General features: G+C 40.4%; 24 protein-coding genes and 1 pseudogene. 11 read left to right on the plus strand and 14 right to left on the minus strand.

What is annotated here, in order from left to right:
- The first annotated feature begins 20 nt into the window (after positions 1 to 20).
- Both H5159_RS03240 and H5159_RS03245 read left to right on the plus strand, forming a co-directional pair.
- Complete coding sequence (locus tag H5159_RS03240) at positions 21 to 1067, plus strand: YHYH protein (RefSeq protein WP_182724487.1); 1047 nt, start codon at positions 21 to 23, stop codon at positions 1065 to 1067.
- Positions 1068 to 1079: 12 nt separating this feature from the next.
- A complete protein-coding gene (locus H5159_RS03245) occupies positions 1080 to 1400 on the plus strand; it encodes a hypothetical protein (RefSeq protein WP_182715461.1) in 321 nt (106 codons plus the stop codon).
- A gap of 68 nt (positions 1401 to 1468) precedes the next feature.
- Here the strand turns inward: H5159_RS03245 and H5159_RS03250 are convergent, their stop codons facing one another.
- The 5 genes from H5159_RS03250 to H5159_RS03270 form a co-directional block, all read right to left on the minus strand.
- Entirely contained in the window at positions 1469 to 2272 is an 804-nt protein-coding gene (locus H5159_RS03250; protein ID WP_182736418.1) for a hypothetical protein, read from the minus strand.
- A gap of 116 nt (positions 2273 to 2388) precedes the next feature.
- On the minus strand, positions 2389 to 2832 hold the full coding sequence (locus H5159_RS03255) for a hypothetical protein (protein ID WP_182721194.1): 444 nt from the start codon (positions 2830 to 2832) through the stop codon (positions 2389 to 2391).
- A gap of 11 nt (positions 2833 to 2843) precedes the next feature.
- Positions 2844 to 3080 carry a hypothetical protein gene (locus H5159_RS03260; RefSeq protein WP_182711272.1) on the minus strand — a complete coding sequence of 79 codons (237 nt, stop codon included), beginning with the start codon at positions 3078 to 3080 and terminating at the stop codon, positions 2844 to 2846.
- 71 nt (positions 3081 to 3151) lie between these two features.
- On the minus strand, positions 3152 to 4165 hold the full coding sequence (locus H5159_RS03265; protein ID WP_182736420.1) for a DUF5924 family protein: 1014 nt from the start codon (positions 4163 to 4165) through the stop codon (positions 3152 to 3154).
- 136 nt (positions 4166 to 4301) lie between these two features.
- Positions 4302 to 5051, minus strand: a complete 750-nt coding sequence (locus H5159_RS03270) for a spermidine synthase (protein WP_182736421.1) — start codon at positions 5049 to 5051, stop codon at positions 4302 to 4304.
- A gap of 621 nt (positions 5052 to 5672) precedes the next feature.
- Here H5159_RS03270 and H5159_RS03275 point away from each other — a divergent pair.
- Together H5159_RS03275 and H5159_RS03280 are read left to right on the plus strand one after the other, a co-directional pair.
- A complete protein-coding gene (locus H5159_RS03275) occupies positions 5673 to 6650 on the plus strand; it encodes a DUF1852 domain-containing protein (protein WP_182736423.1) in 978 nt (325 codons plus the stop codon).
- Positions 6651 to 6728: 78 nt separating this feature from the next.
- Positions 6729 to 7757: a methionine synthase gene (locus H5159_RS03280; protein WP_182736425.1), complete on the plus strand. Its 1029-nt coding sequence runs from the start codon at positions 6729 to 6731 to the stop codon at positions 7755 to 7757.
- 541 nt (positions 7758 to 8298) lie between these two features.
- Here the strand turns inward: H5159_RS03280 and H5159_RS03285 are convergent.
- Together H5159_RS03285 and H5159_RS03290 are read right to left on the minus strand one after the other, a co-directional pair.
- Complete coding sequence (locus tag H5159_RS03285) at positions 8299 to 9456, minus strand: DUF547 domain-containing protein (RefSeq protein ID WP_182672632.1); 1158 nt, start codon at positions 9454 to 9456, stop codon at positions 8299 to 8301.
- Positions 9457 to 10134: 678 nt separating this feature from the next.
- Positions 10135 to 10356, minus strand: a complete 222-nt coding sequence (locus H5159_RS03290; RefSeq protein ID WP_002961860.1) for a hypothetical protein — start codon at positions 10354 to 10356, stop codon at positions 10135 to 10137.
- A 244-nt stretch (positions 10357 to 10600) separates the two neighbouring features.
- Here H5159_RS03290 and H5159_RS21165 point away from each other — a divergent pair.
- Positions 10601 to 10904 (plus strand): annotated as a pseudogene (locus tag H5159_RS21165) (phage integrase N-terminal SAM-like domain-containing protein); the annotation flags it as partial.
- Positions 10905 to 11026: 122 nt separating this feature from the next.
- Here H5159_RS21165 and H5159_RS03305 read toward each other — a convergent pair.
- The 7 genes from H5159_RS03305 to H5159_RS03335 all read right to left on the minus strand — a co-directional run bounded on the left by H5159_RS03305 (position 11027) and on the right by H5159_RS03335 (position 18789).
- Positions 11027 to 11797, minus strand: coding sequence for an SDR family oxidoreductase (locus H5159_RS03305; protein WP_149592399.1), 771 nt, complete (start codon positions 11795 to 11797; stop codon positions 11027 to 11029).
- 9 nt (positions 11798 to 11806) lie between these two features.
- Positions 11807 to 12706, minus strand: a complete 900-nt coding sequence (gene mmsB / locus H5159_RS03310) for a 3-hydroxyisobutyrate dehydrogenase (protein ID WP_182736428.1) — start codon at positions 12704 to 12706, stop codon at positions 11807 to 11809.
- A 10-nt stretch (positions 12707 to 12716) separates the two neighbouring features.
- Positions 12717 to 13868 (minus strand): enoyl-CoA hydratase/isomerase family protein, encoded by a 1152-nt coding sequence (locus H5159_RS03315; RefSeq protein WP_182736430.1) that lies wholly within the window; start codon positions 13866 to 13868, stop codon positions 12717 to 12719.
- Entirely contained in the window at positions 13868 to 14659 is a 792-nt protein-coding gene (locus tag H5159_RS03320; RefSeq protein WP_182779724.1) for an enoyl-CoA hydratase, read from the minus strand. Before H5159_RS03320 ends, H5159_RS03315 begins: the two co-directional genes overlap by 1 nt.
- Before the next feature lie 10 nt (positions 14660 to 14669).
- On the minus strand, positions 14670 to 15827 hold the full coding sequence (locus H5159_RS03325) for an acyl-CoA dehydrogenase family protein (RefSeq protein WP_182736434.1): 1158 nt from the start codon (positions 15825 to 15827) through the stop codon (positions 14670 to 14672).
- 151 nt (positions 15828 to 15978) lie between these two features.
- Entirely contained in the window at positions 15979 to 17469 is a 1491-nt protein-coding gene (locus tag H5159_RS03330) for a CoA-acylating methylmalonate-semialdehyde dehydrogenase (RefSeq protein ID WP_182736436.1), read from the minus strand.
- A gap of 138 nt (positions 17470 to 17607) precedes the next feature.
- Positions 17608 to 18789, minus strand: a complete 1182-nt coding sequence (locus H5159_RS03335; protein ID WP_182736438.1) for an acetyl-CoA C-acyltransferase — start codon at positions 18787 to 18789, stop codon at positions 17608 to 17610.
- 330 nt (positions 18790 to 19119) lie between these two features.
- Here H5159_RS03335 and H5159_RS03340 point away from each other — a divergent pair, with 330 nt between their 5' ends.
- Genes H5159_RS03340 through H5159_RS03365 form a run of 6 tightly spaced genes read left to right on the plus strand, consistent with a single transcriptional unit; the run spans position 19120 to position 26095 of the window.
- Positions 19120 to 19554, plus strand: coding sequence for a MerR family DNA-binding transcriptional regulator (locus H5159_RS03340; protein WP_008135264.1), 435 nt, complete (start codon positions 19120 to 19122; stop codon positions 19552 to 19554).
- A gap of 56 nt (positions 19555 to 19610) precedes the next feature.
- Positions 19611 to 20786 carry an isovaleryl-CoA dehydrogenase gene (locus tag H5159_RS03345; protein ID WP_166418999.1) on the plus strand — a complete coding sequence of 392 codons (1176 nt, stop codon included), beginning with the start codon at positions 19611 to 19613 and terminating at the stop codon, positions 20784 to 20786.
- Between the two features lie 10 nt (positions 20787 to 20796).
- On the plus strand, positions 20797 to 22404 hold the full coding sequence (locus H5159_RS03350; RefSeq protein WP_182779725.1) for a carboxyl transferase domain-containing protein: 1608 nt from the start codon (positions 20797 to 20799) through the stop codon (positions 22402 to 22404).
- 12 nt (positions 22405 to 22416) lie between these two features.
- Positions 22417 to 23187: an enoyl-CoA hydratase/isomerase family protein gene (locus H5159_RS03355; protein WP_024604000.1), complete on the plus strand. Its 771-nt coding sequence runs from the start codon at positions 22417 to 22419 to the stop codon at positions 23185 to 23187.
- Between the two features lie 8 nt (positions 23188 to 23195).
- Complete coding sequence (locus tag H5159_RS03360) at positions 23196 to 25199, plus strand: acetyl/propionyl/methylcrotonyl-CoA carboxylase subunit alpha (RefSeq protein ID WP_182779726.1); 2004 nt, start codon at positions 23196 to 23198, stop codon at positions 25197 to 25199.
- Entirely contained in the window at positions 25199 to 26095 is an 897-nt protein-coding gene (locus tag H5159_RS03365) for a hydroxymethylglutaryl-CoA lyase (protein WP_182779727.1), read from the plus strand. Before H5159_RS03360 ends, H5159_RS03365 begins: the two co-directional genes overlap by 1 nt.
- Positions 26096 to 26138 lie beyond the last annotated feature (43 nt).

Below are 26138 nucleotides of genomic sequence, written 5' to 3' on the forward strand. Positions count from 1 at the left end.
TACTGAAAAGGATACAAGTAATGGGCTCAAATAATTACAGCGCGTTTGCAATCATTATTACCGCAACAGTTTTAACTCTAAGTGGCTGCGACGACTCACCAACTAATAAAAATACTAAGCAAGTTAGTAGCTCCCTTAGTGAAGTACAAAAAACGAATCAAACAATAAATTTATCTATGTTTAAAAAAGGGGCCTTTTTATCTGAGCCTAACATTGTTGATTGCGAAACGGCGCAAGGAACTAAAACTAAGTGTTATGAGTTAATTACATCAGGCGCACCTGCAGGTAGAGAGCCGGGTCCATTTTGCCCGCGCACATCGACCGATGGCGCTGATGTAACTGGCAGTTGGTTTAGTAAAGAAGGTACTGGTGATTTAGTTGATTTAACAGGCCAATTTGTCCTAAAGCTTGATGAATACTACGGCGATGAAAAGTGGGTACTTTACGACACTAAAACAAATGAAATTAGATATACAGCTACAAAAGAGTCTTGCGCTGGTGCAGCTCGCCCTGATGTTGAAGAGCAATATAAACAAAATTGTATTGAGTGTGAACTTTCGTATTTAGAAGATAGTTTTTCATTAACGTATTTAATTCCTGTTACACCTATTCCAGCATCTGATACTGGCCGATTAAGAACAGTAGGTATAGCACTAGACGGTACTGAGCTATCAGGGCCTGCTCCAATTAATGCAATTTTAGAGAGCTATACCATTGCGGCATTTGATGATTGTGGTGGCCATATAAATTTACACCAAGGTTATCACTATCACTCTACCACTGGTTGTACTGACTCAGCTGCTACAGAAGGTGGACATGCACCTCTTATAGGTTATGCAATAGACGGTTATGGTATTTATGCAATGCGTGATACAAGCGGTAAAGAAGAGTCACTTGATGAATGCCGAGGTAATACAGATGAAGTAAGGGGTTATCACTACCACGCAGCCAGTCCTAGTGAAAATATGTTTATAGGGTGCCTACATGGAGAATCAGTTAGGCCTGCAGGTGGGCCACCAGGTGATCACAACGGTCCACCGCCAGGAAATGATCCTGAAAAACATTAAAAAGGAGTTGTTATGTTTATAAAAAGTAGTTGTTTAAGCGTGTTTGGTATGGCTTTACTTGCAGCACCCACATTTTTAAATGCTCATGCAGGGCCATTAAATGGTGTTGCAGTTAAAGCCTGCGCAGATAAAGTAAAATCTCAATCATGTAAATACGAAGGCGGCCATAACGATTTATATATTGGCAGCTGCCAGTATATGGCTGATGATTTAATGTGTGTACGAAGCCAGCCGATTCAAAAAATTGATAATGGAATTTCCGCCCCTATAAAAAGCCACACTCACGAAAAAGAAAAGAGTGATTTAAAAACCAACGTTAATAAAGCTATGTAAATTTAGGGCTAATTTTTATTGATAAACTCTTAATAAGCAGCACAACCATTTTATTGTGCTGCTAACTTTTAACGATATAGATAGCTCAGACCAATACCACTCCAAAACACGTTTTTTAAGGTTTGATCACCCACAAAGCGCTCAGCATTTTTATTAATTGCCATGGTGTAGCTAGTATATGCGTATACTTCAAGCTGCTTAATAACTTTATACGACACGTTAGCTGTAAGCTTAAGGTTGTTAATACCATTATGGCCATCACTTACATAACCTGCATTAAACCCTAGCCCCGTTTGAAAATCGATATTAACAGCTTCATTTATCTCGTAGCCTTTATTTATCGTAAGCTCTATAAATGTGCCTTGAGAATCAAACGAATAATATGCGCTGCTAGTGAGCTGAAATTTATCATCGTAAAAATACGAAAAATCTAAGCTAACCTCATTGTCGTGAGCATTAGAGGTATTTTCACGCGATCTTAAATGGTTGTAACCAATAAACATATTAACGGTATTAAATAACTGAGTTGCATAAATAGCATTTAAGTTAAACTCGGTATAATCGCTATCAACACCCGTTGCAACCCACGGAATAATAGCTATTTCATTATAATTGAATTCAGTTGCGATTGAGGCAATACCTTTACCCGCTAAATTGTCACGGCCCTCACTTACATATCGACTTTCCCAAAGTGGATGCACATGAAAATCAAAACCGTCATCAACATAAGCTGTACTTGCCTCATCTAGCTTAATATTTCCGCCAACACCTAATTCAGGCTCAAGTGCATGAACGTCTTGGGCCTGCACTTTAGCTAAAAGAGATGCACAAATAAGAGCTGCAAGCAAAGTACTCAATAACGTTTTATTCATTTATAGATACCTAAAGCCAAAATATATGCGCGTAAAAAATAGTCGCACATAGTATTTCGCAATATAAAAATAAGCTATCAGTATTTAATAATTTGAAAGATCAGGAAATCTAGCATTCATACATTTTTTATTCGCCACAATTTAAGGGTACCAAATAAGTAAAATGACCCATAAATGCAGCAGATTATCGAGCTTATAATCCAAAATTGAATAGAATTCTGATGAACGATTTGGCTTGAAGTTAAAAAAGGAATGATTAAACCCGCAATACCTCGTATTAAATACACTGCGGTTATTAATACGAGTGCAGTTTTTAAAAATGGAAGTTTTAAAATGGCGCCTGCACCAGAGAGCGCATAAAAGCCCCAAATAGCAATAATAACTGAAATAGCTAAAGTTACATAAGTAGGATACATACTGCCCTGCTCTGCCATTTGAGCCATTTGCTCACCAGCACCCAAAAGGCGATACCAATCAGGCCCTCCAAAAACACAGGCTACATGTAAAAGTGATGCTATAAAGCTTAAAATGCCTGCTGTAAATAATGTATTATTATTCATGTAATTATAATTTAATGACTCATGTAGGCAACAAAGCCAATTAATAGCACGTAAAAGCTAAACCCGAGCACACAAATTAAATAAACATTTTTAGCTTTATTCGCCTTAAACGATACGTAATCGGTAATATCGCTTTTAAACTTACCAAAGGTGACTATTTTTAAAATAGTACAACCTGTTGAGTAAATAAAAAAACCTAAAATAGTCTCTACCATTAACCAAATAAACAGATCAAATGCAAAACTCATAACGTTCATCCAATAAACACTGTAAAAATAGCCTATCAAATATTTATTAGATTACAAACCTATTACCATCATTAAGGTGTAACAGTAAATTTCGTTAAACCTATTAACTGACCTGATTCGGTGACTACTTTTACTTGCCACTTACCAACAGAGTCTTTAGGAAAGTTTACTTTGTGTGTCCACGCTCTATAACCTAGTTCTCTCCCACCGTTTATATTTAACGTGATCCGATCAACTTCCTTTTTATTATGAAGCCACACATGAAATATTTTTTCATTTAAGCCTCTTGGTGCTTTAACAGCGGTCCAACTATATAAACCTTGATGATGCAGTGTATAGGAGTCTAACTGTTTAATACTCCCTACTGGCTTTTTATGTTGTAAATCAACTTCATGAGCTAACGTAATATCGGTTAAGCGCAGCGCAGCAGGAGGCACATAGCTTCTTAACTGCCACACAGCAGTGCTCAAAGCACATAAAATCAATACAAGAATAGGAAAACGCCACCAGCGTGCATTAGGCATTAAATTGTTTAAACTCGGTAGAGTAACCACTACAGCCGTTACAAGGGCTGCAGCTAAACTTTGGCTCGTTGTAAGGTTTAACAAAATAGGTAAGGTAACAAGTAAAACAACGAATAAAGCAAAGTTATGAAACACACTAAATAACGTTCGGTTTTTAGCAAGCTTCTTATAATAAAAGGGGTCGATCACCGATATAACCGCACATAACACAATGAGGGAGGTAAAAAATGCTTGAGGATGGTCCCACTGCGTAACCGCTAAAAAAAACGGCAAAGCAAAAAATAGGCTTTCTTGTTGCACCATTTGTAGAGCAAAACGCATTACATTAGGAGATACAGCCACACCAAATTTTTCTTCTACTTTGTCACGCAGCCAATTATCAATAATTAGCCACAACCAACTAATAAGTAAAAATATCGCAATAACTTGCGAAAAAGACTCTTTTCTATCTACAAGTGCAAAGCTGGCAACGCCCGACAAAAACGCCAACACAGCCAATAATCCAGGCCGCTTTTGCATCGCGCTTATAAATTTAGAGATTATATTTTTACAGTAATCCATGTATGAGTGTTTCCGTACGGGTACGTACTTTATTATTTTTATTCAGAGTATGATTAGTTTAACCAAGTTTAAATGAACAACAGATAGACGGATGGATTTAAACGCGCCATTTAACAGTACATCAAACTAACCATTTTTAATTAAATAAAAGCTCGGCATAGCGCGTCATTGGTACGTTTATTAATTTTTGTAACGCGTAAGCTTTAGCAAGTAATTCATCCTCACTAAGTACTGGCATTTTATTGTTAAAAGCAAAAACAATTTTATTGCCGCCTTCAATAATAAAACTAAAAATCTGTCCTGCAAATTCTTTATCAAGTAGTTGATCGAACGTTTCTCTTTGCCCAACTTTGGTATGGCAAATATTAAGTACTAAAACACCATCAAAAGTGAGCGCATTTTTACAATCACGTAAGTAGGATGATTGCACCTGATCTGATTCCATCCCTTCTGAGCTATATAAATCAGAAAAAATAACATCCGTTTTTATCTGCGTTTTTTTCATGTAGTTTGCCGCATCATCAATGTGAATAAACAAACGTTCTGACACAGGCAGTTCAAAATATTTTATAGCCATATCAGCCACGGCTTTACGGTATTCAACGGTATGTATAGTTAGTGCAGGAAACGCATGATAAAGACTTTTTGCTATAGAGCCCGCCCCAAGTCCCATTATCATCGCGGTTTTTAAATTTGGTATAAAAAAAAGCGCAGCCATCATAGCTTGCGTATAAGCTAAGCTTAACCCGTTAATATTATTTAACTTAATACAGCTTTGATAAATTTTTCCGTCAAAGCTGAGAATAAGATTCTTTTTTGTTTGATATACATAAACAGGGCCATGCTCATCAATAGTTGATGCAATACAAGTGCCTTTGATATCCACGAATACTCAATAGGTGAGGTGATGAAAAACGAGTATAACTTACTTAACGTACTGCCATGGCTATTAATATGATTTATAGCCTTTTATTAATTTACAGGCATTTATATACGTACTCAGAAAAGTCGGTTTATCTTTTGAGATTAGATTAGCTAAGGTATCTACTTATATAGCTAGCTGGAACTTACCCGTGACGACATTTATTATAAACAGCGATGTAATATGCTAAAAACAAACTAATACACTGATATAGCTACAAAAAAACTCTTTGAATATTCCTCATGTTTAACATGAATAAAGTACACATCAACACAGAGGAAGTCTAAACGGCTAAACATCCATCCTTTATTTTTATCGATTTATGCCTTTTTTTCGCCAATTACTACGTAATCGCATCTAACAATAATGTGTAATGAATATGACTCATGTTTTATGTGAAATTAAACCGTTTTTCTTCATATGCCAATCCACGTATAAATTACTCATCCCTTAGCGCTAAACACTATTACTAACAACTTAAAGCCGCTGAATACCTAAACCAGTTAAGCCAGCTAAGTAAGTTGCAAGGCTAATAAAGCGCAGAGCATCAATCAGGTCTAAATTATAAAATTGGATATAAACACGATGAAAAAAGATTTTACATTTAATATTAAGAGCGTTTCACTCGACGAAAATTATCATCCATCAACTAATACGCGTATCACAACCAACTTTGCTAATTTAGCCAGAGGTGAATACCGCAAAGCAAACTTGCGTAACGCCTTAAACATGATTAACAACCGTTTTAATGCCCTAGCCCACTGGGATAACACCAAAGGTGAGCGTTATGCTGTAGAGCTTGAAATTGTCTCTGTTGAGATAGGTATTGAAGACGGCGGCGAAAGCTTCCCCTCTATCGAAATATTAAAAACAAATATTGTTGACCATAAAACTAATAAGCGCATTGAAGGCATTGTAGGAAACAATTTTTCATCGTATGTGCGCGACTACGACTTTAGCGTACTCCTACAAGAGCACAATAAAGGCAAGCCTCAATTTAGTATTCCTGATGACTTTGGAGTTTTACATGGCAAGCTATTTCAGTCATTCGTAAATTCGGATACATACAAACAAAACTTTAAAAAACCACCGGTTATATGCCTAAGTGTGTCAGATAACAAAACCTACAACCGCACTGAAAACCAACACCCGGTACTTGGCGTTGAATACGAACCAAATGAATCGTCTTTAACCGAGCAATACTTCAAAAAAATGGGCTTACGGGTACGTTATTTTATGCCACCAAATAGTGCCGCGCCTTTAGCATTGTTTTTCTTTGGTGATTTACTTAATGATTACAGCAATCTTGAGCTTATAAGCACCATTAGTACGATGGAAACGTTCCAAAAAATCTACAGACCAGAGATTTATAATGCCAACGCAACAGCGGGTAAATCATATAAACCAAACTTAAAAAACTTGGATCACTCACTAACGCAAATTGTGTATGACCGAGAAGAGCGGGGCAAGTTAGCCAGTGAGCAAGGCAAGTTTGCACAAGAGCATTTTATCAAGCCGTACCAAACGGTCCTTGAGCAATTCTCTACTAGCTATCTGTCATAACAACTAATGGTAACAACCAGTAATAACGCGCTTAACGCTACGTTTAATAATTAACTAAAATATACGGCATTATTTATTATGAAAAAATTACTACCGACATCTACTGCTGGCAGTTTACCTAAGCCTTTATGGCTTGCAGAGCCAGAAACACTTTGGTCACCTTGGAAATTACAAGGTGATGAATTAACTCAAGGCAAACACGACGCTCTTCGATTGTCATTATTCGACCAACAACAAGCAGGCATTGATATTGTTAGCGATGGCGAGCAAACAAGGCAGCATTTTGTAACTACGTTTATAGAGCACCTAAACGGTGTTGATTTTGAAAAACGCAAAACAGTAAAAATTCGTGACCGATACGACGCAAGTGTACCCACCGTTGTGGGCCCTGTCAGCCGTCAAAAGTCTGTGTTTGTTGAAGACGCTAAATTTTTACGCAAGCAAACCAAGCAACCAATAAAATGGGCATTGCCAGGCCCAATGACAATGATAGACACGCTTTACGACGATCATTATAAAAGCCGCGAAAAACTAGCGTGGGAATTTGCCATAATTCTAAATCAAGAAGCAAAAGAGTTAGAAGCCGCAGGCGTTAATATTATTCAATTTGACGAGCCCGCGTTTAATGTATTTTTTGATGAAGTAAACGACTGGGGAATTGCCTGTTTAGAGCGCGCAATTGAAGGGCTCAAATGCGAAACAGCCGTGCATATTTGCTATGGCTACGGCATTAAAGCCAATACAGATTGGAAAAAAACACTAGGAAGTGAATGGCGACAGTACGAAGAAGCATTCCCTAAACTTCAGCAATCTAAAATCGATATTATTTCACTAGAGTGCCATAACTCGCATGTACCAATGGATTTACTAGAACTCATTCGCGGTAAAAAAGTAATGGTAGGCGCAATTGATGTAGCAAATCATACTATCGAAACGCCAGAAGAAGTAGCTAATACGCTACGTAAAGCACTGCAATTTGTAGATGCCGACAAACTCTACCCGTGTACAAACTGCGGCATGGCTCCACTACCTCACCATATAGCCAGAGGTAAACTAAATGCCTTGAGCGCTGGGGCTGAAATTATAAGAAAAGAACTAAATAAGTAAAATAGGGTTTAAATCTACATACGCCCTAAGATGAATCAACTTACCTAACGGCATTGAAAAGTAAGAGATCACCACTGTTAAAGCTTGCGGTGGGAAGTGAGCTTTAGAGCTTGCTGTCCACCTCAGAGGTGTTGTTAGGTATACACTGCTCGAAAGAGAACAATACCTGTAATTATGATCAAAGAACAATATATAAACTGCTCAGCTAAGTATATCAATAATCTACTTTTTACAGAACACTTAAACATATAAGACTCTTTGTAAATTAAGCCATAAATTAGCAATATAAACCATGCTAAAAAGAATATAGATATTAATACGAGTTTTGCAAACGGCTGAATTAGGATATCACTAATTGCCAACCCACAAAGTAAGAATACAACGATTAAGAAAGTAGACTCAAAAATAGTTTTGAATTTTTCTTTAAGGATCAACACCAGACTCAATACTTCCTTGTATACCTAACAAGCCTATAGATTAACTCGTTTTTTATTTGTTTTTTTTCTCACCATACTGAGCTACTGTTCATATATTGTAAATTTTAGTTTTCATCTTGTAATTCTAGGTCTGTTATCGTTACGGATGTCTCACCGTAATTCTTAGCTCTTACTCTCATTAACTCCTTTAACCTGGTTATTTCTCTAGCTGAAAGTCTGAACTTTCCACCTGTGTTCGCGTCTTTAGTGACTTTATCGGTCAACGCATAATTTCTTGACATTCCTATTGATGCTGCTGAGTTAGTAGACATGCCCCCACCAAAGACTCTTTTACTTCCAAATAGATCAGCAATTGCCCAATTATTTATAATGGGTTCAATTTTATCCGACTTATTTATTATTTCTTGGGTTGTTTTATCAGCAAATTGCAACAGATGAAGTTTGAGGTCATTGCTAAAATTAGGAAAATAATCAGCATTTCTCGCATAATAACTTGAGACCTCTAAACTATTTAGAGAATCAATTTTTGTACCTCTATTCGAATTGACAAAATCTGTTGCATTATTTTTTAATAGCTTATATACATTTTTACCTGAAAAGGCTTTTTTATTGATATTTGGGCTGCCGATATACCCTTGATATAATCCATAAATAATTAAAGGTTCTTTACTATAGTTTTTATCTAAAATCCCATACTGTATGTCACTGAGACTCAACTGAAGACTACCAATATTCACTAGCTTTTTATCCAATAGTGAGTCAGGACCAGTTAATATTTTTTCTAAACTAACTATTGGATACCGCTTAACAATTTCGTTAATTAAAGTAATGTTATAAAGATTAAGCCAATAGGCCAATTGCTCTTGTTTTGAATATAAATTAAGGTTGTTTTTCTCGGGCAATGATTCTAAATATTTTTTAACATCATTGACTAAACTTTTTTGTTTAGGAGATTTTATCAACTCATATGTGAATCTGTTACTTTCATTATGGGTAGCACTGGGGAAAACATTTCTTAACCTAGTACCTATCGGAGGTTTGTCAAGTTTAGCATTTATTCTTCTGGATGGCCCCATATCAAGAACATTCGATTCTAATAATATGTTCACAGGTTCAAAGTTTATTGTTAACTTAGATTTAGGTGAATAACCGCTAAATTGAGGGTAGGCTTTATCCTCAGCATGAAGATATTTTGGGGCGCTTAAAAGCAACAACAAACAACTAAACTTGATCAATAAACTAACTAATTTAAATAAACTCATAAAAAATCCTTATTTTGAGTAGAATAGCCCACATTCTTCATGAGCAACATAACGAATCTGTAGATTAACTCGTTTTTTATTTATTTTTATTGATAAACAAACCATAGCTGAGTTCCTATTTTCGTTCAATTGATTACTGTAATTTTACGCAGAATATAAAAAAGTGTTTGATATTGTTTTAATTGGCGTTTTGGAAGGGGTTGCGGCTGGTTGAGTAGCTTTAATTTAGGGTAAAAGGGCCTCCCTTTCTTAATTTATCGTCTTTTGCAACTTTTCTATTTTATGAACAAGGCAATACAGTTGCCGCAGTGTAAAGTAAAGGCATTCACTTTTTTTTGACCCCGTAAGGTCAATTTATTCATGCCTTTATTCACTGTAATATTCCGCTTTTTATTTAAAGGAAAGCGGGCTCTATACAGCCGAGTCGTTTGCCATTCTTTAATAAACAGCTATCGTAGCCCGATTGGGCTGTCTATTTTTACTTTCATTTTGTCTACATAGCTCAGCTTTTTGCGTGATTCATTATTTATAATAATGCACTCTTCATACTGTTTTTGTTGGCTTTTTTCCTAATGATTAGGATAGGTGTCATCCTAATCATTATTTTCCTCAAAGTGATGAGGAGGTGTCCACTAAAACGGGTCAGGAGCATTGTCCTTGTTTAACAGCTTGTTATAACTAATTACCACTTCTAAGCTGTTCTTTTAAGTTAAGGTTTTCATTTTTCAATATTTCAACTTGCTGCTTGTAAGATGCAACTTCACTCTTTAAGCTAGAAACATCAGACTGTATCTCATCTAGTTTTTCTACAATTTCTATGGAACGTGCATTCCCCAAAAAGAGAACAATTAACGCTATTACGAATAACGTGCCACCAGTTAACTTTACTTTTGATTCCATCCACTACAGCTCCTTTGATTATAACAATTTTGTCTACGACATTTGTCGTTTTATAAACCGACAAATGTCCATATATTACAGTGCATTTATCTTAATCATCAAATAAACACCTGTAAACAATTAGTTAACTGGAAATTATTTTTAATCAATGCACAAATACACGAAATGGTGGAGATCAGTAATATTGGACAAAACAACAATTACTGTCTATATATACAGTTAACTTTTACTAGAGATTCATATCATGAAATCATCTTTTTTAACTATGATAGCCGAACAAATGTATCTAAAGCGTTATGCTAAAAGTACTATTAAAGCGTATTTATACTGGATAGCTTCGTTTATTCGATTTAACTCTATGAGGCACCCAACAACGATGGGAGATAATGAAGTCGAACTTTTTTTAGCTTTTTTAAACTCGTTTAGTCAACCAACAAAATGTTGCTCCTAACACTCAAACACAAGCCTTAAATGCGTTGAGCTTTTTATTTAAAGAAGTGATTAAAAAGCCATTCTCATTAGGTTTTATTAAGAGCAAACGAGCAACTAATTTCACAACAAATTTCCAACGCCGTTATCAGTCCTTTTCAAGATTATAAACTCCCCGATTTAAAACAAAAAAGCATAACCCAAAGAGCTATGCTTTTAATCAACCTTAATCCAGTTCGGTTTACAAACGAATGCCGCCGTCTATTTCAACCACGCGGCCGGTAAAAAAGTCGTTTTCGATTATGTATTGTGCAGTATGCGCAATTTCGTCGCTTTCCCCTAAGCGCCCTACTGGCGTTACCGCGAGCATACGTTGTTTGGCTTCTGGCTTCATGGCGTCGGTCATGGCGGTACTTATTACACCTGGTGCAATAGCGCCTACACGTATACCAAATCGACCAAGTTCTTTAGCCCATGTGGTGGTAAGTGCCACTACGCCTGCTTTTGATGCCGCGTAGTTTGTTTGGCCTATGTTACCTGCGCGCGCTACGCTCGACATATTAACTATAACGCCGCCTTTACCAGATTCAATCATGTGGCTTGCAGCTTCCCGCCCGGCTAAAAACACACCTGTTAGGTTTACATCAATCACTGATTGAAATTGCTCAAGAGACATTTTTTTAACGACTTTGCCGTCTTTAGCCTTTATAAACATGCCGTCGCGTAAAATACCGGCGTTGTTTATTAGCACACCAATGTGGCCAAAATCGCTATTAATGGTATTAAATACGTTTTCTACTTCGCTCTCATTTGTTACGTTTGCGGCATAACCTTTAATATTGCTAGTTACACCTTCAAGCTGCGTTAATTGCTCGCATGCGTTGTTTAATAAGTCTTGCGCCATATCTATTAAAGCAATGTTGGCACCCATAAGTGCAAACTTTTGCGCCATTGCAAAGCCTAAACCTTGTGCGCCACCGGTTATTACTACCGTGTTATTTTTAATTTCCACGCGTTGCTCCTACTTAGAAAACAGTTTAAAAATGGCACTAAAGTCATCACTACCCGCACCTTGGTGCTGTAGCATAGTGTATAAATTTTTAGCCATTGAACCCATTGGGGTTGATGAATTACTTTGCTGCGCGGCTTCCATGGCAAGTCCTAGGTCTTTAGCCATTAAATCAACCATAAAGCCTGGTTTGTAATCGTTACTAGCCGGTGCGGTATCCATTACACCTGGGCAAGGATTGTAAAGCTCAAGCGTCCAGTTACGGCCAGAGCTTGCAGTCATAATGTCGCTAAGTACTTTAGGATCGAGGCCGTTATTTATACCCATTTGCAGTGCTTCGCTGGTGCCTGCCATTAAAATGCTAAGTAGCATGTTATTACATATTTTTGCTACTTGCCCTGCGCCAATATCGCCTGCATGAAATATGTTTTTGCCCATATCACTAAGCACTGTATTTGCTTTATTAAACGCTGCTTTTTCGCCACCTACAATAAAGGTAAGAGTGCCAGCAGTTGCGCCTGCAACGCCGCCCGATACCGGTGCATCTACAAAGCTAATACTCTGCTCGCCAAGTGCGCTGCCTACAGTGCGTGCTGATTCTGCATCTATTGTTGAGCAATCAATTACTAATGTATTTTTGCTCAGCACGTTAATTAAACCGCTGTCGCCGTTATTACCCAAGTATAGGGATTTAACATGTTTGCCCGCAGGTAACATGCTAATAAGTACGTCAGCATTTGTTGCGCACTGCTTTGCATCAACTGCGGCTTTTGCGCCTTTGCTTGCAAGTTCATTTACGACCGACTGGTTTAAATCGAACACGCTCACAGTATGTCCAGCTTTAATTAAGTTAGCCGCCATTGGGCCGCCCATATTGCCTAAGCCGATAAAACCGATATTGAGTTTAGTCATCGTCTTTCCTTTATTTGTGTATTGGCGTGTCTAAGCCATTAAGTGGGTGGTTTTCGCCAAAACGATTAACAAAAAAGCTGTCTATTATTGTTTGTGGTACATCACTTAATGTTTTGTATTGCCAATTAGGTGCGCCGTCTTTATCTATTAATAGCGCCCTTACACCTTCTTGAAACTCGCCTACTTCGCCAGCACGAACCGACATACCCAGCTCCATTTTAAAACACGCTAATAAGCTTTTGCCTTTACTTGTTTTTAATTGCTCACTAACGAGTGCGCAACTTAGTGGGCATCCGTGTTTAAGTGACTTTTGGGCGCGTTGTAGCCATTTATCGTCAGTAGCTAGCCCTAAAATATAATCAACTTGCTCCTGCAAGGTTGTAAATTCACCCAGCTTTTGAATCGTTTTTAAATTAGCTTTTATATTGCCTTTTGGCATACGCGCAGATTGGTTGTCTAAATCGGTTAATAACTTAGTTAAACGCTCATGATTTAAACTTGCGGTTTTGCCCCACTTTGCAGTTAAAATTTGCGTAAGCATGGAATCATATTTAGTGCTGTCGATAAAGTGATCGGCAAGTGATACAGAACGCGCGTCGTCGCAGTTAATTGATGCCGACGTTAACCCTAAAAATAGCCCCACGTTTTGTGGCATTTTATGTAAAAAGTAACTGCCGCCTACATCTGGGTATAAACCTATGGTTTGCTCTGGCATGGCAATGCGAGATGTTTCGGTTACGACGCGATGGCTAGCACCGGCCATTAACCCTAAACCGCCGCCCATCACTATACCGTTACCCCAAACAAGGATTGGTTTATCAAAGGTATGAATAAGGTAATCAAGCTTGTACTCAAGCGTAAAAAACTCTTCAACTAAGCTTGTTGGTTTACCTTGCGCCATTGCATGATGAAGGCTTACAACATCGCCGCCTGCACAAAATGCTTTATCGCCTGCGCCTTTTAACAACACCATTGCAATAGCATCATCGTCTTGCCAAGCTCGCAATTGCGGCTCAAGTAATTTGATCATCTCAAAATTAAGTGCATTTAAGGCTTTTGGCGCATTGAGTGTAATAAGCCCAATTAAACTGCCGTTTTCTGCGGTTGCGGTTTCAAATACCACGGGCTCATCGGCGCTATTTAATAATGTTAAAGCACTCATTAGCCATTTACCCAGTTAGCGCGGCGTTTTTCTAAAAAGGCATTTACGCCCTCTTGTTGATCTTCGGTATCAAATAAACCAACAAATAACTCGCGCTCAAGAGGCAATACACTTGCCATTGGTTGATGGCGCCCTTTTTGAATCAATGTTTTACACGCAGCTACCGAGCTAGGGCTTTGATCGGCTACTTGGTTGGCCAGTTTTAATGCGGCCGCAAAGCTTTCACCCTGTGGAACTACTTCTTCTACTAAGCCAATTTGCAGAGCTTTATCAGCTTTTAGGCGCTCGCCGCATAAAATCATGCGTTTTGCCCAGCCTTCGCCAACTAGCCATGCTAAATTTTGTGTGCCACCCGCACACGGTAACAACCCAACTTTAGCCTCAGGGAGCGCCATTTGTGCTTGCTCTTCCGCTATACGTACGTCGCACGCAAGGGCAACTTCTAGCCCGCCACCCATTGCATAGCCGTTAATGGCTGCAACCGACACGCCTCTAAAATTAGTAAGCGCTTCAAACGCTTCACCAAATACACGCGACATATCGGCGGCTACGCCTTTATCGCCACCAGCAAATACGTTTAGGTCGGCACCCGCGCTAAAAAACTTCTCGCCTTCACCAGTCAGTACTAATGCATAAATATTTTTATTGTTATTAAGCGCGTTAACGGTATTTTTTAAATCAACTAGGGTGTCTTTTGTCCAGGTGTTTGCTGGCGGGTTAGACATAGTTAAAATAGCAACATGACCTTGCGTTGTAAGTTCAATACTCGGATTAGATTTAGATTCTGACATACATTGCTCCTTATAAAACGTCGCTTGCAGACTCAGCCAAAATACGGCGCGCTATAATCACACGCATAATTTCGTTAGTGCCCTCTAAAATTTGATGAACGCGTACATCACGTACATGGCGCTCAAGCGGGTATTCTTTTATGTAACCGTAACCACCATGAATTTGCAGTGCGTCGTTACACACAGTAAAGCCAACATCGGTAGCAAAGCGTTTAGCCATGGCGCAGTAAGTGGTTTTTTCAACGTCGTTATTATCAAGTTTAAATGCAGCAAGCCTTACCATTTGGCGCGCAGCTACAAGTTCGGTGTTCATATCGGCAATTTTAAATTGCAATGCTTGAAACGCAGCCAATGGTTTACCAAATTGTGTACGTTCTTTTAAATATTCACGGGCTGTATTAAGCGCCGCTTGCGCTGTACCAATTGAACATGTGGCAATGTTAATTCGGCCGCCATCAAGGCCTTGCATCGCAAATTTAAAGCCTTCGCCTTCTGCGCCTAACAAGTTATGCGCAGGAATGCGTACATCTTCAAAGCTAATTAGGCGTGTTGGTTGTGCGTTCCAACCCATTTTTTCTTCAGCTTTGCCGTATTCAACGCCTTTTGCGTCGGCAGGCACTACAAATGCCGAAATACCCGCAGCGCCTTCGCCGCCTGTACGTGCCATTACCACTAATACTTCGGTTTCGCCAGCGCCCGATATAAACATTTTTGAGCCGTTAATAACGTACTCATCACCCTCAAGCACTGCTTTAGTTTTAAGTGATGCGGCGTCTGAGCCCGAGCCTGGCTCTGTTAAACAGTAAGAGGCAAGTAACTCGCCCATAACTAATTGCTCTACGTATTTGTCTTTAGCGGCATCGGTACCAAAACTTGCTACCATCCACGTTGCCATATTATGAATGGTCAACATGGCCGTTGTTGCGGTACAACCCATAGCAAGTTGTTCAAAAATAATGCTCGAATCTAAACGTGATAAACCAAGGCCGCCTGCTTCCTCTGGCGTGTATAAACCACAAAAACCAAGCTCGCCCGCAGCTTTAATCGTGTCTTTAGGAAAGATATGTTCGCGATCCCATTTTGCGGCATGGGGCGCAAGTTCTGACTCGGCAAATTGACGTGCAGTTTGTGCAAAGGCTTGTTGATCTTCAGATAAGTTAAAGTCCATGGTAGACCTCTTTAATTGTGTTAGTTGTGTTGTTAGCGTTTCCCGTTACAGGGATAGTTTGTGACGAGCGGCGAAGGCTTATGTGTGTGTTGTGTGTGAAGTAGCCTTCGCGCCCATCTTTTTTATTATTAGTTATTCGTTTTAATCATGATTACTTTAAGTTAATACTCATGTTTGGACCCGACGCAATGTCGTCTTCAAACCAACGTGAGGTAATCGTTTTAGTTTCTGTGTAAAAACGAATACCTTGTTTACCGTACGTGTGAGTATCGCCGTAAAACGAGCCTTTCCATCCGGTGAACGAAAAGAACGGAAGTGGCACCGGAATTGGCACATTAATACCTACTTGGCCTACTTCAATTTCGTGTTGGAATTTACGAGCCACTGCGCCGCTTGAGGTAAATAATGAGGTGCCGTTACCGTAAGGGCTGTCGTTAATAAGGGCGATTGCCTCTTCAAGCGTGTCTACAAACATACACGCTAGTACTGGACCAAATATTTCTTCTTTGTATAAATCCATCTCTTTGGTTACATCGGTAAATAACGTTGGGCCAACCCAGTTACCTTGCTCATACCCTTCAACCGTAAAGTCAGAACCATCAATTAAACAGGTAGCGCCTTGCTCTTTACCACCAGCAATGAGTGATAAAATACGTGCCTTTGCTGCTTTTGATGTTTGTGGACCGTATGCCGCGTTTGCATCATCCCACACGCCTGGGCGTACATTTTCAAAGCCTGCTTTTATTTCATCTACCCACTGACTTGCTTGACCTACAAACACAGCAACCGAAATACCCATACAACGCTGGCCAGCAGCACCGACAGATGCGCCTACTAAGTTGTTTACAACGTGCGATTTACTTGCATCAGGCATAATAACCATGTGGTTTTTAGCGCCAACACAGGCTTGCACACGTTTAAGGTTTTGCGTGCCTTTAGAATAAATATAAGCACCTACACCACACGAGCCAACAAACGAAATAGCGCGTACTGCTTTGTCTTCTAGTAAGCGGTCTACTTGTGGTTTTGTACCGTGAACAACTTGTAATACGCCTTTTGGTGCACCAGCTTCAATAAATAGCTCTGCTAAACGCATTGGTGTAAGTGGATCTTGCTCAGACGGTTTTAAAATAAAGGTGTTACCACACACAATAGCCAGCGGAAACATCCAAAGTGGGATCATTGCAGGGAAGTTAAACGGGGTAACACCTGCACATACGCCAAGTGGCTGCATGTAAGAATACGTATCGATTTTACGCGCTACGTTTTCCATTGTTTCACCCATCATTAATGATGGAGCGTTAGCGGCTTGTTCTACTACTTCAATACCACGCCAAACATCGCCTTTTGCATCTTCAAATGTTTTACCCAATTCGTGGCAAATAATGGTAGCAAGCTCATCATGGTGTTCTTTTAATAGCGCAGCGTACTTCATCATAATGCGAGCACGTTCAGTAATGGGTACGTCTTTCCATGTTTTAAACGTCTCTGAGGCTGAGGCAATTGCCGCGTCCATTTCTGACTCTGTGGTACATGGCACTTGTGCAAGTACTTCTTGATTTGCTGGGTTTATAACATCGATAAGCTCTTTTGACGCTGATTGAATAAATTCGCCATTAATAAGTAGTGGAACTTGGTGCATGATTAAATCCTAGTGTGTGAGTTGTGTGTTCTCTTTTGAAATTGGTAGCGCCGCTTTATTAGTATTATTAGTGCAGCGCTTTTATAGTTATTAATTTAGGTATTCGTTTAACTCTTCATGTTGCTGTTAAATACCTAATTAGTAAGCTTCTACAGCCATAGCAACCGCTTCACCGCCACCAATACATAAAGACGCAATGCCTTTTTTAAGGCCTCGGTTTTTAAGAGCATGAATAAGCGTTACTAAAATACGCGCGCCGCTTGCACCAATTGGGTGGCCAAGTGCACATGCACCGCCATTAACGTTTACTTTGCTTTCATCAAGTTTTAACTCGTTAATAGCCAGCATGGTTACCATGGCAAATGCTTCGTTAATTTCCCAAAGATCAACATCGTTTACAGCCCAACCTGCTTTTTCAAGCACGCTGTTCATAGCCCCTACTGGCGCTACTGTAAATTCACTTGGTTTTTGAGAATGCGTGCTGTGCGCTACAATTTTACAAAGCGGTGTTAAGCCCTGCTCTTTTGCTTTTGATTCGCTCATTAATATAAGCGCTGCGCCACCGTCTGAAATTGACGATGAATTAGCCGCTGTAATAGTGCCGTCTTTTTTAAAAGCTGCACGTAAGGTGGGGATTTTTTCTGGACGGGCGTTACCTGGTTGCTCATCAATCGATACTGTTACATCGCCTTTGCGTGTTTGCATTGTATGGGGTGCAACTTCGTTATCAAAGCTACCATTGTGTATTGCTGCTTTTGCTTTACTTAATGAGCCTAATGCAAACGCATCCATTTGCTCGCGGCCAATGCCGTATTCATCGGCGGTGTCTTGTGCAAAACAACCCATTGCTTTGTTGTCGTAAGCATCTTCAAGGCCATCGCTCATCATGTGATCTTTTATTTCGCCATGTCCCATGCGCATACCGCCACGCGCTTTTGGTATAAAGTACGGTGCATTTGTCATGCTCTCCATGCCACCAGCAATAGCAGATTGAATTGAGCCCGCTTTAATTAAATCGTTTGCAAGCATGGCTGCTTTTAAACCAGAGCCACATACTTTGTTAATTGTTGTAGCGCCAGTGCTAAGTGCAAGGCCTGCTTTTAACATTGCTTGGCGTGCAGGTGCTTGCCCAAGGCCTGCTGGTAATACACAGCCCATAATTACTTCGTCTATTGCATCATTAGCTAAACCAGTTTGTGTGAGTACACTTGCAATGGCGGTAGCGCCAAGCTCGGTAGACTGCGCATCACTTAACGCTCCCATAAAACCACCCATTGGGGTGCGTTTTGCTGCTACAATTACCACTGATTCTAAAGTCATAACTAACTCCATTGTATTTATATGCAAATAGTTGTTAGTATATTTGCTCTATTAATTTAGTATTCATTTATTATTTAATACCCTTACACAATACTAACGTTTACGCCAACGTCAACTAAAAACAGCTTAATTTTTAGTTTTATAAGTGTAAGGATTATTTTCCATCGGTTGGACTACACTGATAAAATAAAAATAACCCATTGAATATTAATAATATAAATCAATACCTCGCTTAAACATCCCTTTATAAATAGTTTCAAACCACACCAAGCTTTACCTTTACGTAAACTTCACTTATATTGGAGTTATTCGAATGAGGTAAATACAATTATGAAACCAGATAATCAAACAAACTTTGCAAGCTCAGCCAAAATGCCGGCCAGTAATGAACAAACATTTAGCATTAGCGAACTCGCTAAAGAATTTGACATTACAACCCGCTCTATTCGCTTTTACGAAGACCAAGGGTTAATAACGCCAGAACGTAATGGTCAAACCCGTATTTATTCAAAACGCGATAAAGTGCGTTTAAAACTAATATTACGTGGTAAGCGCCTTGGCTTTACATTGGCCGAAACCGGTCGTTTGTTTGAACTGTACGACGCAGATAAATCAAGCGCTAAGCAGTTGGTTACTATGCTTGACCTTATTTCAGAAAAAAAAGCAGACCTATCTCAACAAATGGACGACATTAAAGTTGTTCTTATGGAGTTGGTGACGGCCGAGCGCCGCTGCAGAGACACGCTTAATAAAATAGACGAGTAAGTTTATTTTTAAAATAACAACACACTGACAACACACACGTCACACAGGAATGAATCATGAGCACTATTTCACTATATAAAGAAATGAACTTTGGCCTTGGCGAAACCGCCGATATGATCCGCGACCACGTAAACAGTTTTGCGAGTCAGGAGATTGCCCCGCTTGCTGAAAAAACGGACTTAGATAACGCTTTTCCAAATCAACTTTGGACTCAAATGGGCGAAATGGGCGTACTGGGTATGACCGTATCTGAAGAACTTGGCGGCGCAGGATTAGGTTACTTAGAACATGTTATTGCTATGGAAGAAATAAGCCGTGCTAGTGCATCTATTGGCTTAAGCTATGGAGCACATTCAAACCTGTGTGTTAATCAAATTAACCGTAACGGGTCACAAGCTCAAAAAGAAAAATACTTACCTAAGCTTATTAGCGGCGAGCACATTGGTGCCCTTGCAATGAGCGAGCCTAATGCGGGCTCTGACGTTGTATCGATGAAACTCAAAGCCGAAAAAAAAGGCGATAAGTACATTTTAAACGGCAACAAAATGTGGATCACCAACGGCCCCGACGCACACACACTCGTTATTTACGCTAAAACAGATTTAGATGCCGGCGCTAAAGGCATTACCGCGTTTATTGTTGAAAGTGACTTTCCTGGTTTTTCAACGGCGCAAAAGCTCGACAAACTAGGCATGCGCGGCTCAAACACCTGTGAGCTGGTATTTGAAAACTGCGAAGTGCCAGAGGAAAACATTTTAGGTAACTTAAACGAAGGCGTTAAAGTACTTATGAGTGGCCTTGATTACGAGCGCGTAGTACTTGCAGCTGGCCCGCTTGGCATAATGCAAGCGTGTATGGATATAGTAGTACCGTATATTCACGAGCGTAAACAGTTTGACACCCCTATTGGTCAATTTCAGTTAATTCAGGGCAAAGTAGCCGACATGTATACACAAATGAATGCTGCGCGCTCATATGTGTATACGGTAGCTCGCTCTTGTGACCGTGGTGAAACAACCCGTAAAGATGCCGCCGGTGCCATTTTATACGCCGCAGAGCTTGCAACTAAAATGGCGCTAGATGCGATTCAAATTTTAGGTGGCAATGGCTACATAAATGAATACGCCACAGGCCGCCTACTTCGTGACGCTAAGTTATACGAAATTGGCGCAGGTACATCAGAAATACGCCGCATGCTTATTGGCCGCGAACTTTTCACTGAAAGCCGTTAAGGATTAAACCATGACGATTTTAAAATCGAGCGTTAATCCTCACGATCCAACGTTTGTACAAAACCATAAAAACATGTCAGCGCTGGTGGACGATTTACGCAGTAAAGTAGCCACAATTAGCCAAGGCGGAGGCGCTGCATTAAAAGAGCGCCACGAAGGCCGTGGTAAATTATTTGTACGCGATCGTATAAGTACGTTAATTGACGAAGGCTCACCGTTTTTAGAAATTTCACAATTTGCAGCCTTTGGTGTGTACGAACAAGCAATACCTTGTGCAGGCGTTGTAGCCGGTATTGGCCGTGTTAAAGGCGTTGAATGCATGATTATTGCAAACGATGCCACGGTTAAAGGCGGTACATATTTTCCGCTTACCGTTAAAAAGCATTTACGCGCACAAGATATCGCCGAGCGCTGCCACTTACCGTGTATTTATTTGGTGGATTCGGGCGGTGCAAATCTGCCAGAGCAAGATGATGTATTTCCAGATAAGTTGCATTTTGGTCGTATTTTTTACAATCAAGCCCGTATGTCGGGTAAAGGCATTCCACAAATTGCTGTAGTAATGGGCTTATGTACCGCAGGTGGTGCGTACGTACCTGCAATGGCCGATGAAAGTATTATTGTAAAAGATCAAGGCACTATATTTTTAGCAGGTCCGCCCCTTGTAAAAGCAGCAACCGGCGAAGAAGTAACAGCCGAAGAGTTAGGCGGCGCCGATGTGCACTGTAAAGTGTCGGGTGTTGCCGATCACTACGCTGAAAACGATGCTCATGCGCTGTCTATTGCGCGCCAATGTATTGAGCGTATTAATTATACACGCCCTACGGCCCCTCTCCTAGAGGATATAAAGCCACCCCGTTACGATATAAACGAGCTTTACGGCATTGTGGGCACCGACCTTAAAAAGCCATTTGATGTACGCGAAGTAATAGCGCGCACAGTGGACGACTCATCATTTGATGAATTTAAACGTTACTTTGGTGAAACGCTGGTCACCGGTTTTGCCAGTATTTACGGCAATCCTGTTGGCATAGTGGCTAATAACGGTATTTTATTTAGTGAGTCGGCGCAAAAAGGCGCCCACTTTATTCAACTGTGTGCTCAGCGCAATATTCCTTTAGTATTTTTACAAAATATTACCGGCTTTATGGTGGGTAAAAAATACGAAGCCGAAGGTATTGCTAAGCACGGCGCTAAAATGGTGATGGCGGTTTCGTGTGCTGATGTGCCTAAATTCACTGTACTTATTGGCGGCTCTTACGGCGCAGGTAACTACGGTATGTGTGGCCGCGCATTTGAACCAACCATGATGTGGATGTGGCCTAATGCTCGTATTTCGGTAATGGGCGGCGAGCAAGCTGCGGGTGTAATGGCGCAAGTTAAACAAGATGGTTTAGCACGTAAAGGCCAATGCATGAGCGAGCAAGAAATCAGTGATTTTAAAAAGCCAATTATTGATCAATACGAAGAGCAAGGTCATCCGTATTACGCAAGTGCACGCTTGTGGGATGACGGCATTATAGACCCTGCCGATACGCGTAATGTATTAGGGCTTGCGTTAACGGCTGCGAATAACGCACCAAAACGTGATTCGAAATTTGGCGTATTTAGAATGTAACCGGAGCGCAAAATGTCAGTAACACTACAAATAACAAAATCTAATGTGGCTGTACTTGTGTTAAGCCGCCAAGAAAAAAGAAACGCATTTAACAGTGAAGTAATACACGAGCTAATTCAGTGTATTGAACATGCAAATACGCTTGATATTCGTGCTTTGGTTTTAAAAACTGAGGGTAAACACTTTTCAGCCGGTGCCGATTTAGCTTGGATGAAATCAATGGCTGATAACAATTACGCCGATAACCTAGCTGATTCAATGCAATTAGCTAAATTAATGCAGGTATTGGCAAGCTCCCCGCATCCTACAATTTGTGCTGTGCAAGGTGCCGCTTTTGGTGGTGCTCTGGGCTTAATAGCCTGTTGCGACATAGCCCTTAGTAAAGACGATGCGCAATTTTGTTTAAGTGAAGTAAAGCTGGGTCTTATTCCGGCGGTTATTAGCCCGTATGTAATTAAAGCCATTGGTGAGCGCGCTGCTCGCAGGTACTTTTTAACGGCTGAAGTGTTTGATGCCCATACTGCTAAGCAACTTGGTTTAATTCATCAAGTAACCGGTAATTTAGACTGCGCGCTCGATAATATGCTGCAAACACTGATTGATAACGGACCTGTTGCAGTAAAAGCCGCAAAAGCATTAATTAACGATGTAGCAAATAAACCAATAACCGATGAACTCATTGAGCTTACCGCAGAGCGTATTGCAAAAATTCGCGTATCTGAAGAAGGTCAAGAAGGGCTAAGTGCTTTTTTTGATAAACGCCCACCCGCTTGGCAACTGTAGGATTGATTATGAAGACACAACGATTACAAAAAATACTAATTGCCAATCGTGGAGAAATTGCGTGCCGTGTAATGCGCAGCGCAAAACAAATGGGCTTAACCACGGTCGCGGTTTACTCTGATGCAGACAAACATGCCCAGCACGTAAAAATGGCTGACGAGGCTTACCATATTGGTGCCGCGCCAAGTAAAGATTCGTATTTAGTAGCAGACAAAATTTTACAAGTTGCCAAAGACTGCGGCGCTGACTGTATTCACCCAGGCTATGGTTTTTTATCTGAGAACAGCGAATTTGCTAAAGCCTGCGAAGCTAATAACATTGCTTTTATAGGGCCACCAGCAAGTAGCATTGAAGCAATGGGGTCTAAAACCCGCGCTAAAGAAATAATGGCAGCTGCTAATGTACCGTTAGTGCCTGGTTATTACGGTGATAAGCAAGACCCTGCTTTTTTACAAAGTGAAGCTGAAAAAATTGGCTACCCTGTACTCATTAAAGCGGCCTTTGGTGGCGGTGGTAAAGGCATGCGTGTGGTTGAAAAAGCACAAGACTTTATGAGCGCACTACAAGGTGCGCAACGTGAAGCGATTGCCGGTTTTGGTAACGACTTAGTGTTATTAGAGCGCTATGTAAACCAGCCTCGCCATGTTGAAGTGCAAGTATTTGCAGATAACTACGGTAACTGTGTTTATTTAGGCGATCGTGATTGTTCTTTGCAACGTCGTCATCAAAAAGTAATTGAAGAAGCCCCTGCTCCGGGTTTATCTGACAAACTACGCAAAGAAATGGGCGAAGCGGCTGTACGTTGTGCACTGGCTATAAATTATAGAGGCGCAGGTACGGTTGAGTTTTTACTGTGTGGCGATGAATTTTTCTTTATGGAAATGAATACGCGCCTTCAAGTAGAACACCCAGTGACCGAAATGGTAACCGGTGTAGATTTAGTCAATTGGCAAATAAATATTGCGGGTGGGCAAACATTGCCAATGACACAAAGTGATATTCAATTGCAGGGTCATAGCTTTGAAGCACGTATATACGCAGAAGATCCAGCTAACGACTTTATCCCGTGCTCGGGCACTATTGAAGCACTACAGACACCGTTTAACAGTGAATTTGTACGCATTGATACAGGCATTGCACAAGGCGACGAAATCAGCCCGTTTTACGATCCAATGATTGCAAAACTTATTGTGCATGACGACAATCGCGAACAAGCACTGAGCCGCTTACAACAAGCCCTTGAGCAATTTCATTTAGCGGGTTTTAGCACTAACATTGGCTTTTTACATAATTTAGCAAGCCACCCCACGTTTAAACAAGGTGCGCCAAGCACACACTTTATTGCTGAGCAAGGTGATTCGTTAGTTGCTGTTGACGAATCGTTATTGCAAACAAGCCAGCTTATTGCTGCTTTTGCGTATTTAGAATCGTTAACTAACACCCAAAATGCGCAAAACAGTGCAAGCCCGTGGCAACAACTAACTGGATTTACACTCAATTCACCACAAGCAATTAAAGTCCCTTTTGCCGATTTACAGCTAAGCGCTATAAAAACGACAGCGGGCTATAGTATTACGCATAACGAGCATGTATTTAAACTACAAGGCACATTAAATAATAATCTGTGCACTGTTTTTATTAATGGTGAAAAACATAGCGCGCACGTAACTACGGTTGGTAATAGTACTGCGGGCAATATTGTCACTGTTATGAATAAAGCACTGCAAACTAAGCTTGAACTAGTTGATAAACATTATATTAGTTCGCACGAAAGTGAAGCACTGCCACTTGCCGCGCCGCTTAATGGCACAGTAGTTAAGCACTTAATCGACATTGGTAGCACAATTACCAAAGGCGATGCGGTTGTTATTATCGAAGCCATGAAAATGGAATACACGCTTAACGCACCACACGACGGCATTTTAAGAAGCTACTGTTTTGGTGAAGGCGAATTAGTAACGCATGGAGCCTTACTTGCTATTGTCGAAGATACAACAGAGGAAGGTGCATAATGAGTGCCTTTCCAAATAAAGTACGTATTGTTGAAGTTGGCGCGCGAGACGGCCTACAAAACGAAAAAACAGTAAGCACAGCCGATAAAGTAGCGCTTATTAACGCCCTAAGTGCTGCTGGCTTAAAAGATATTGAAGCTGGCGCGTTTGTGTCACCTAAATGGGTGCCACAAATGGCAGACTCAGCGGATGTAATATCAGCGCTAGATTTACCCAATGTAAATTTAAGCGCCCTTACACCTAACTTAAAAGGTGCACAAGCAGCGCACGCTGTTGGTATTAAAGAGTTTGCTATATTTACAGCTGCGAGTGAGTCGTTTTGTCAAAAAAATATCAACTGCTCAATTGAGCAAAGTATTGAACGTTTTAGCGAAGTAATGGCGTTTGCTAAAGCTAATAATATTCGTGTACGTGGTTATGTAAGCTGTGTACTCGGTTGCCCCTATGAGGGTGATATTGACCCGCAAGCAGTACTAAGTGTATCGCAAAAGCTATTAGATTTAGGCTGTTACGAAGTAAGCCTTGGCGATACCATAGGTGTTGGCACCGCAAAAAAAGTAACGCAATTAATCGAGTTACTTTTAACGCACATTGATAAAGCCAAGTTGGCCGTGCATTTTCATGATACATACGGCCAAGCGCTCACAAATATTTACGCAGCTTTAAGCCTAGGTATTGCAACGGTTGACGCGGCAGTTGCGGGCCTTGGTGGCTGTCCTTATGCTAAGGGGGCGTCAGGAAATGTTGCCACCGAAGATGTAGTTTACTTGCTGCAAGGGCTTGGCATTGAACACTCAATTGATTTACAAAGGTTAAGTGACGCTGGCTGGGAGATAACCAAAGCACTTGGTAAGCAACCTGTGAGCAAAGTATCTGTGGCATTGCACACAAAATAACCTGAGCTCTGGATAATAAATCTATCTCGAGCAGCTATTTTCA

The sequence above is a fragment of the Pseudoalteromonas sp. SG43-1 genome (assembly GCF_014164415.1).
GTDB lineage: Bacteria > Pseudomonadota > Gammaproteobacteria > Enterobacterales > Alteromonadaceae > Pseudoalteromonas > Pseudoalteromonas distincta.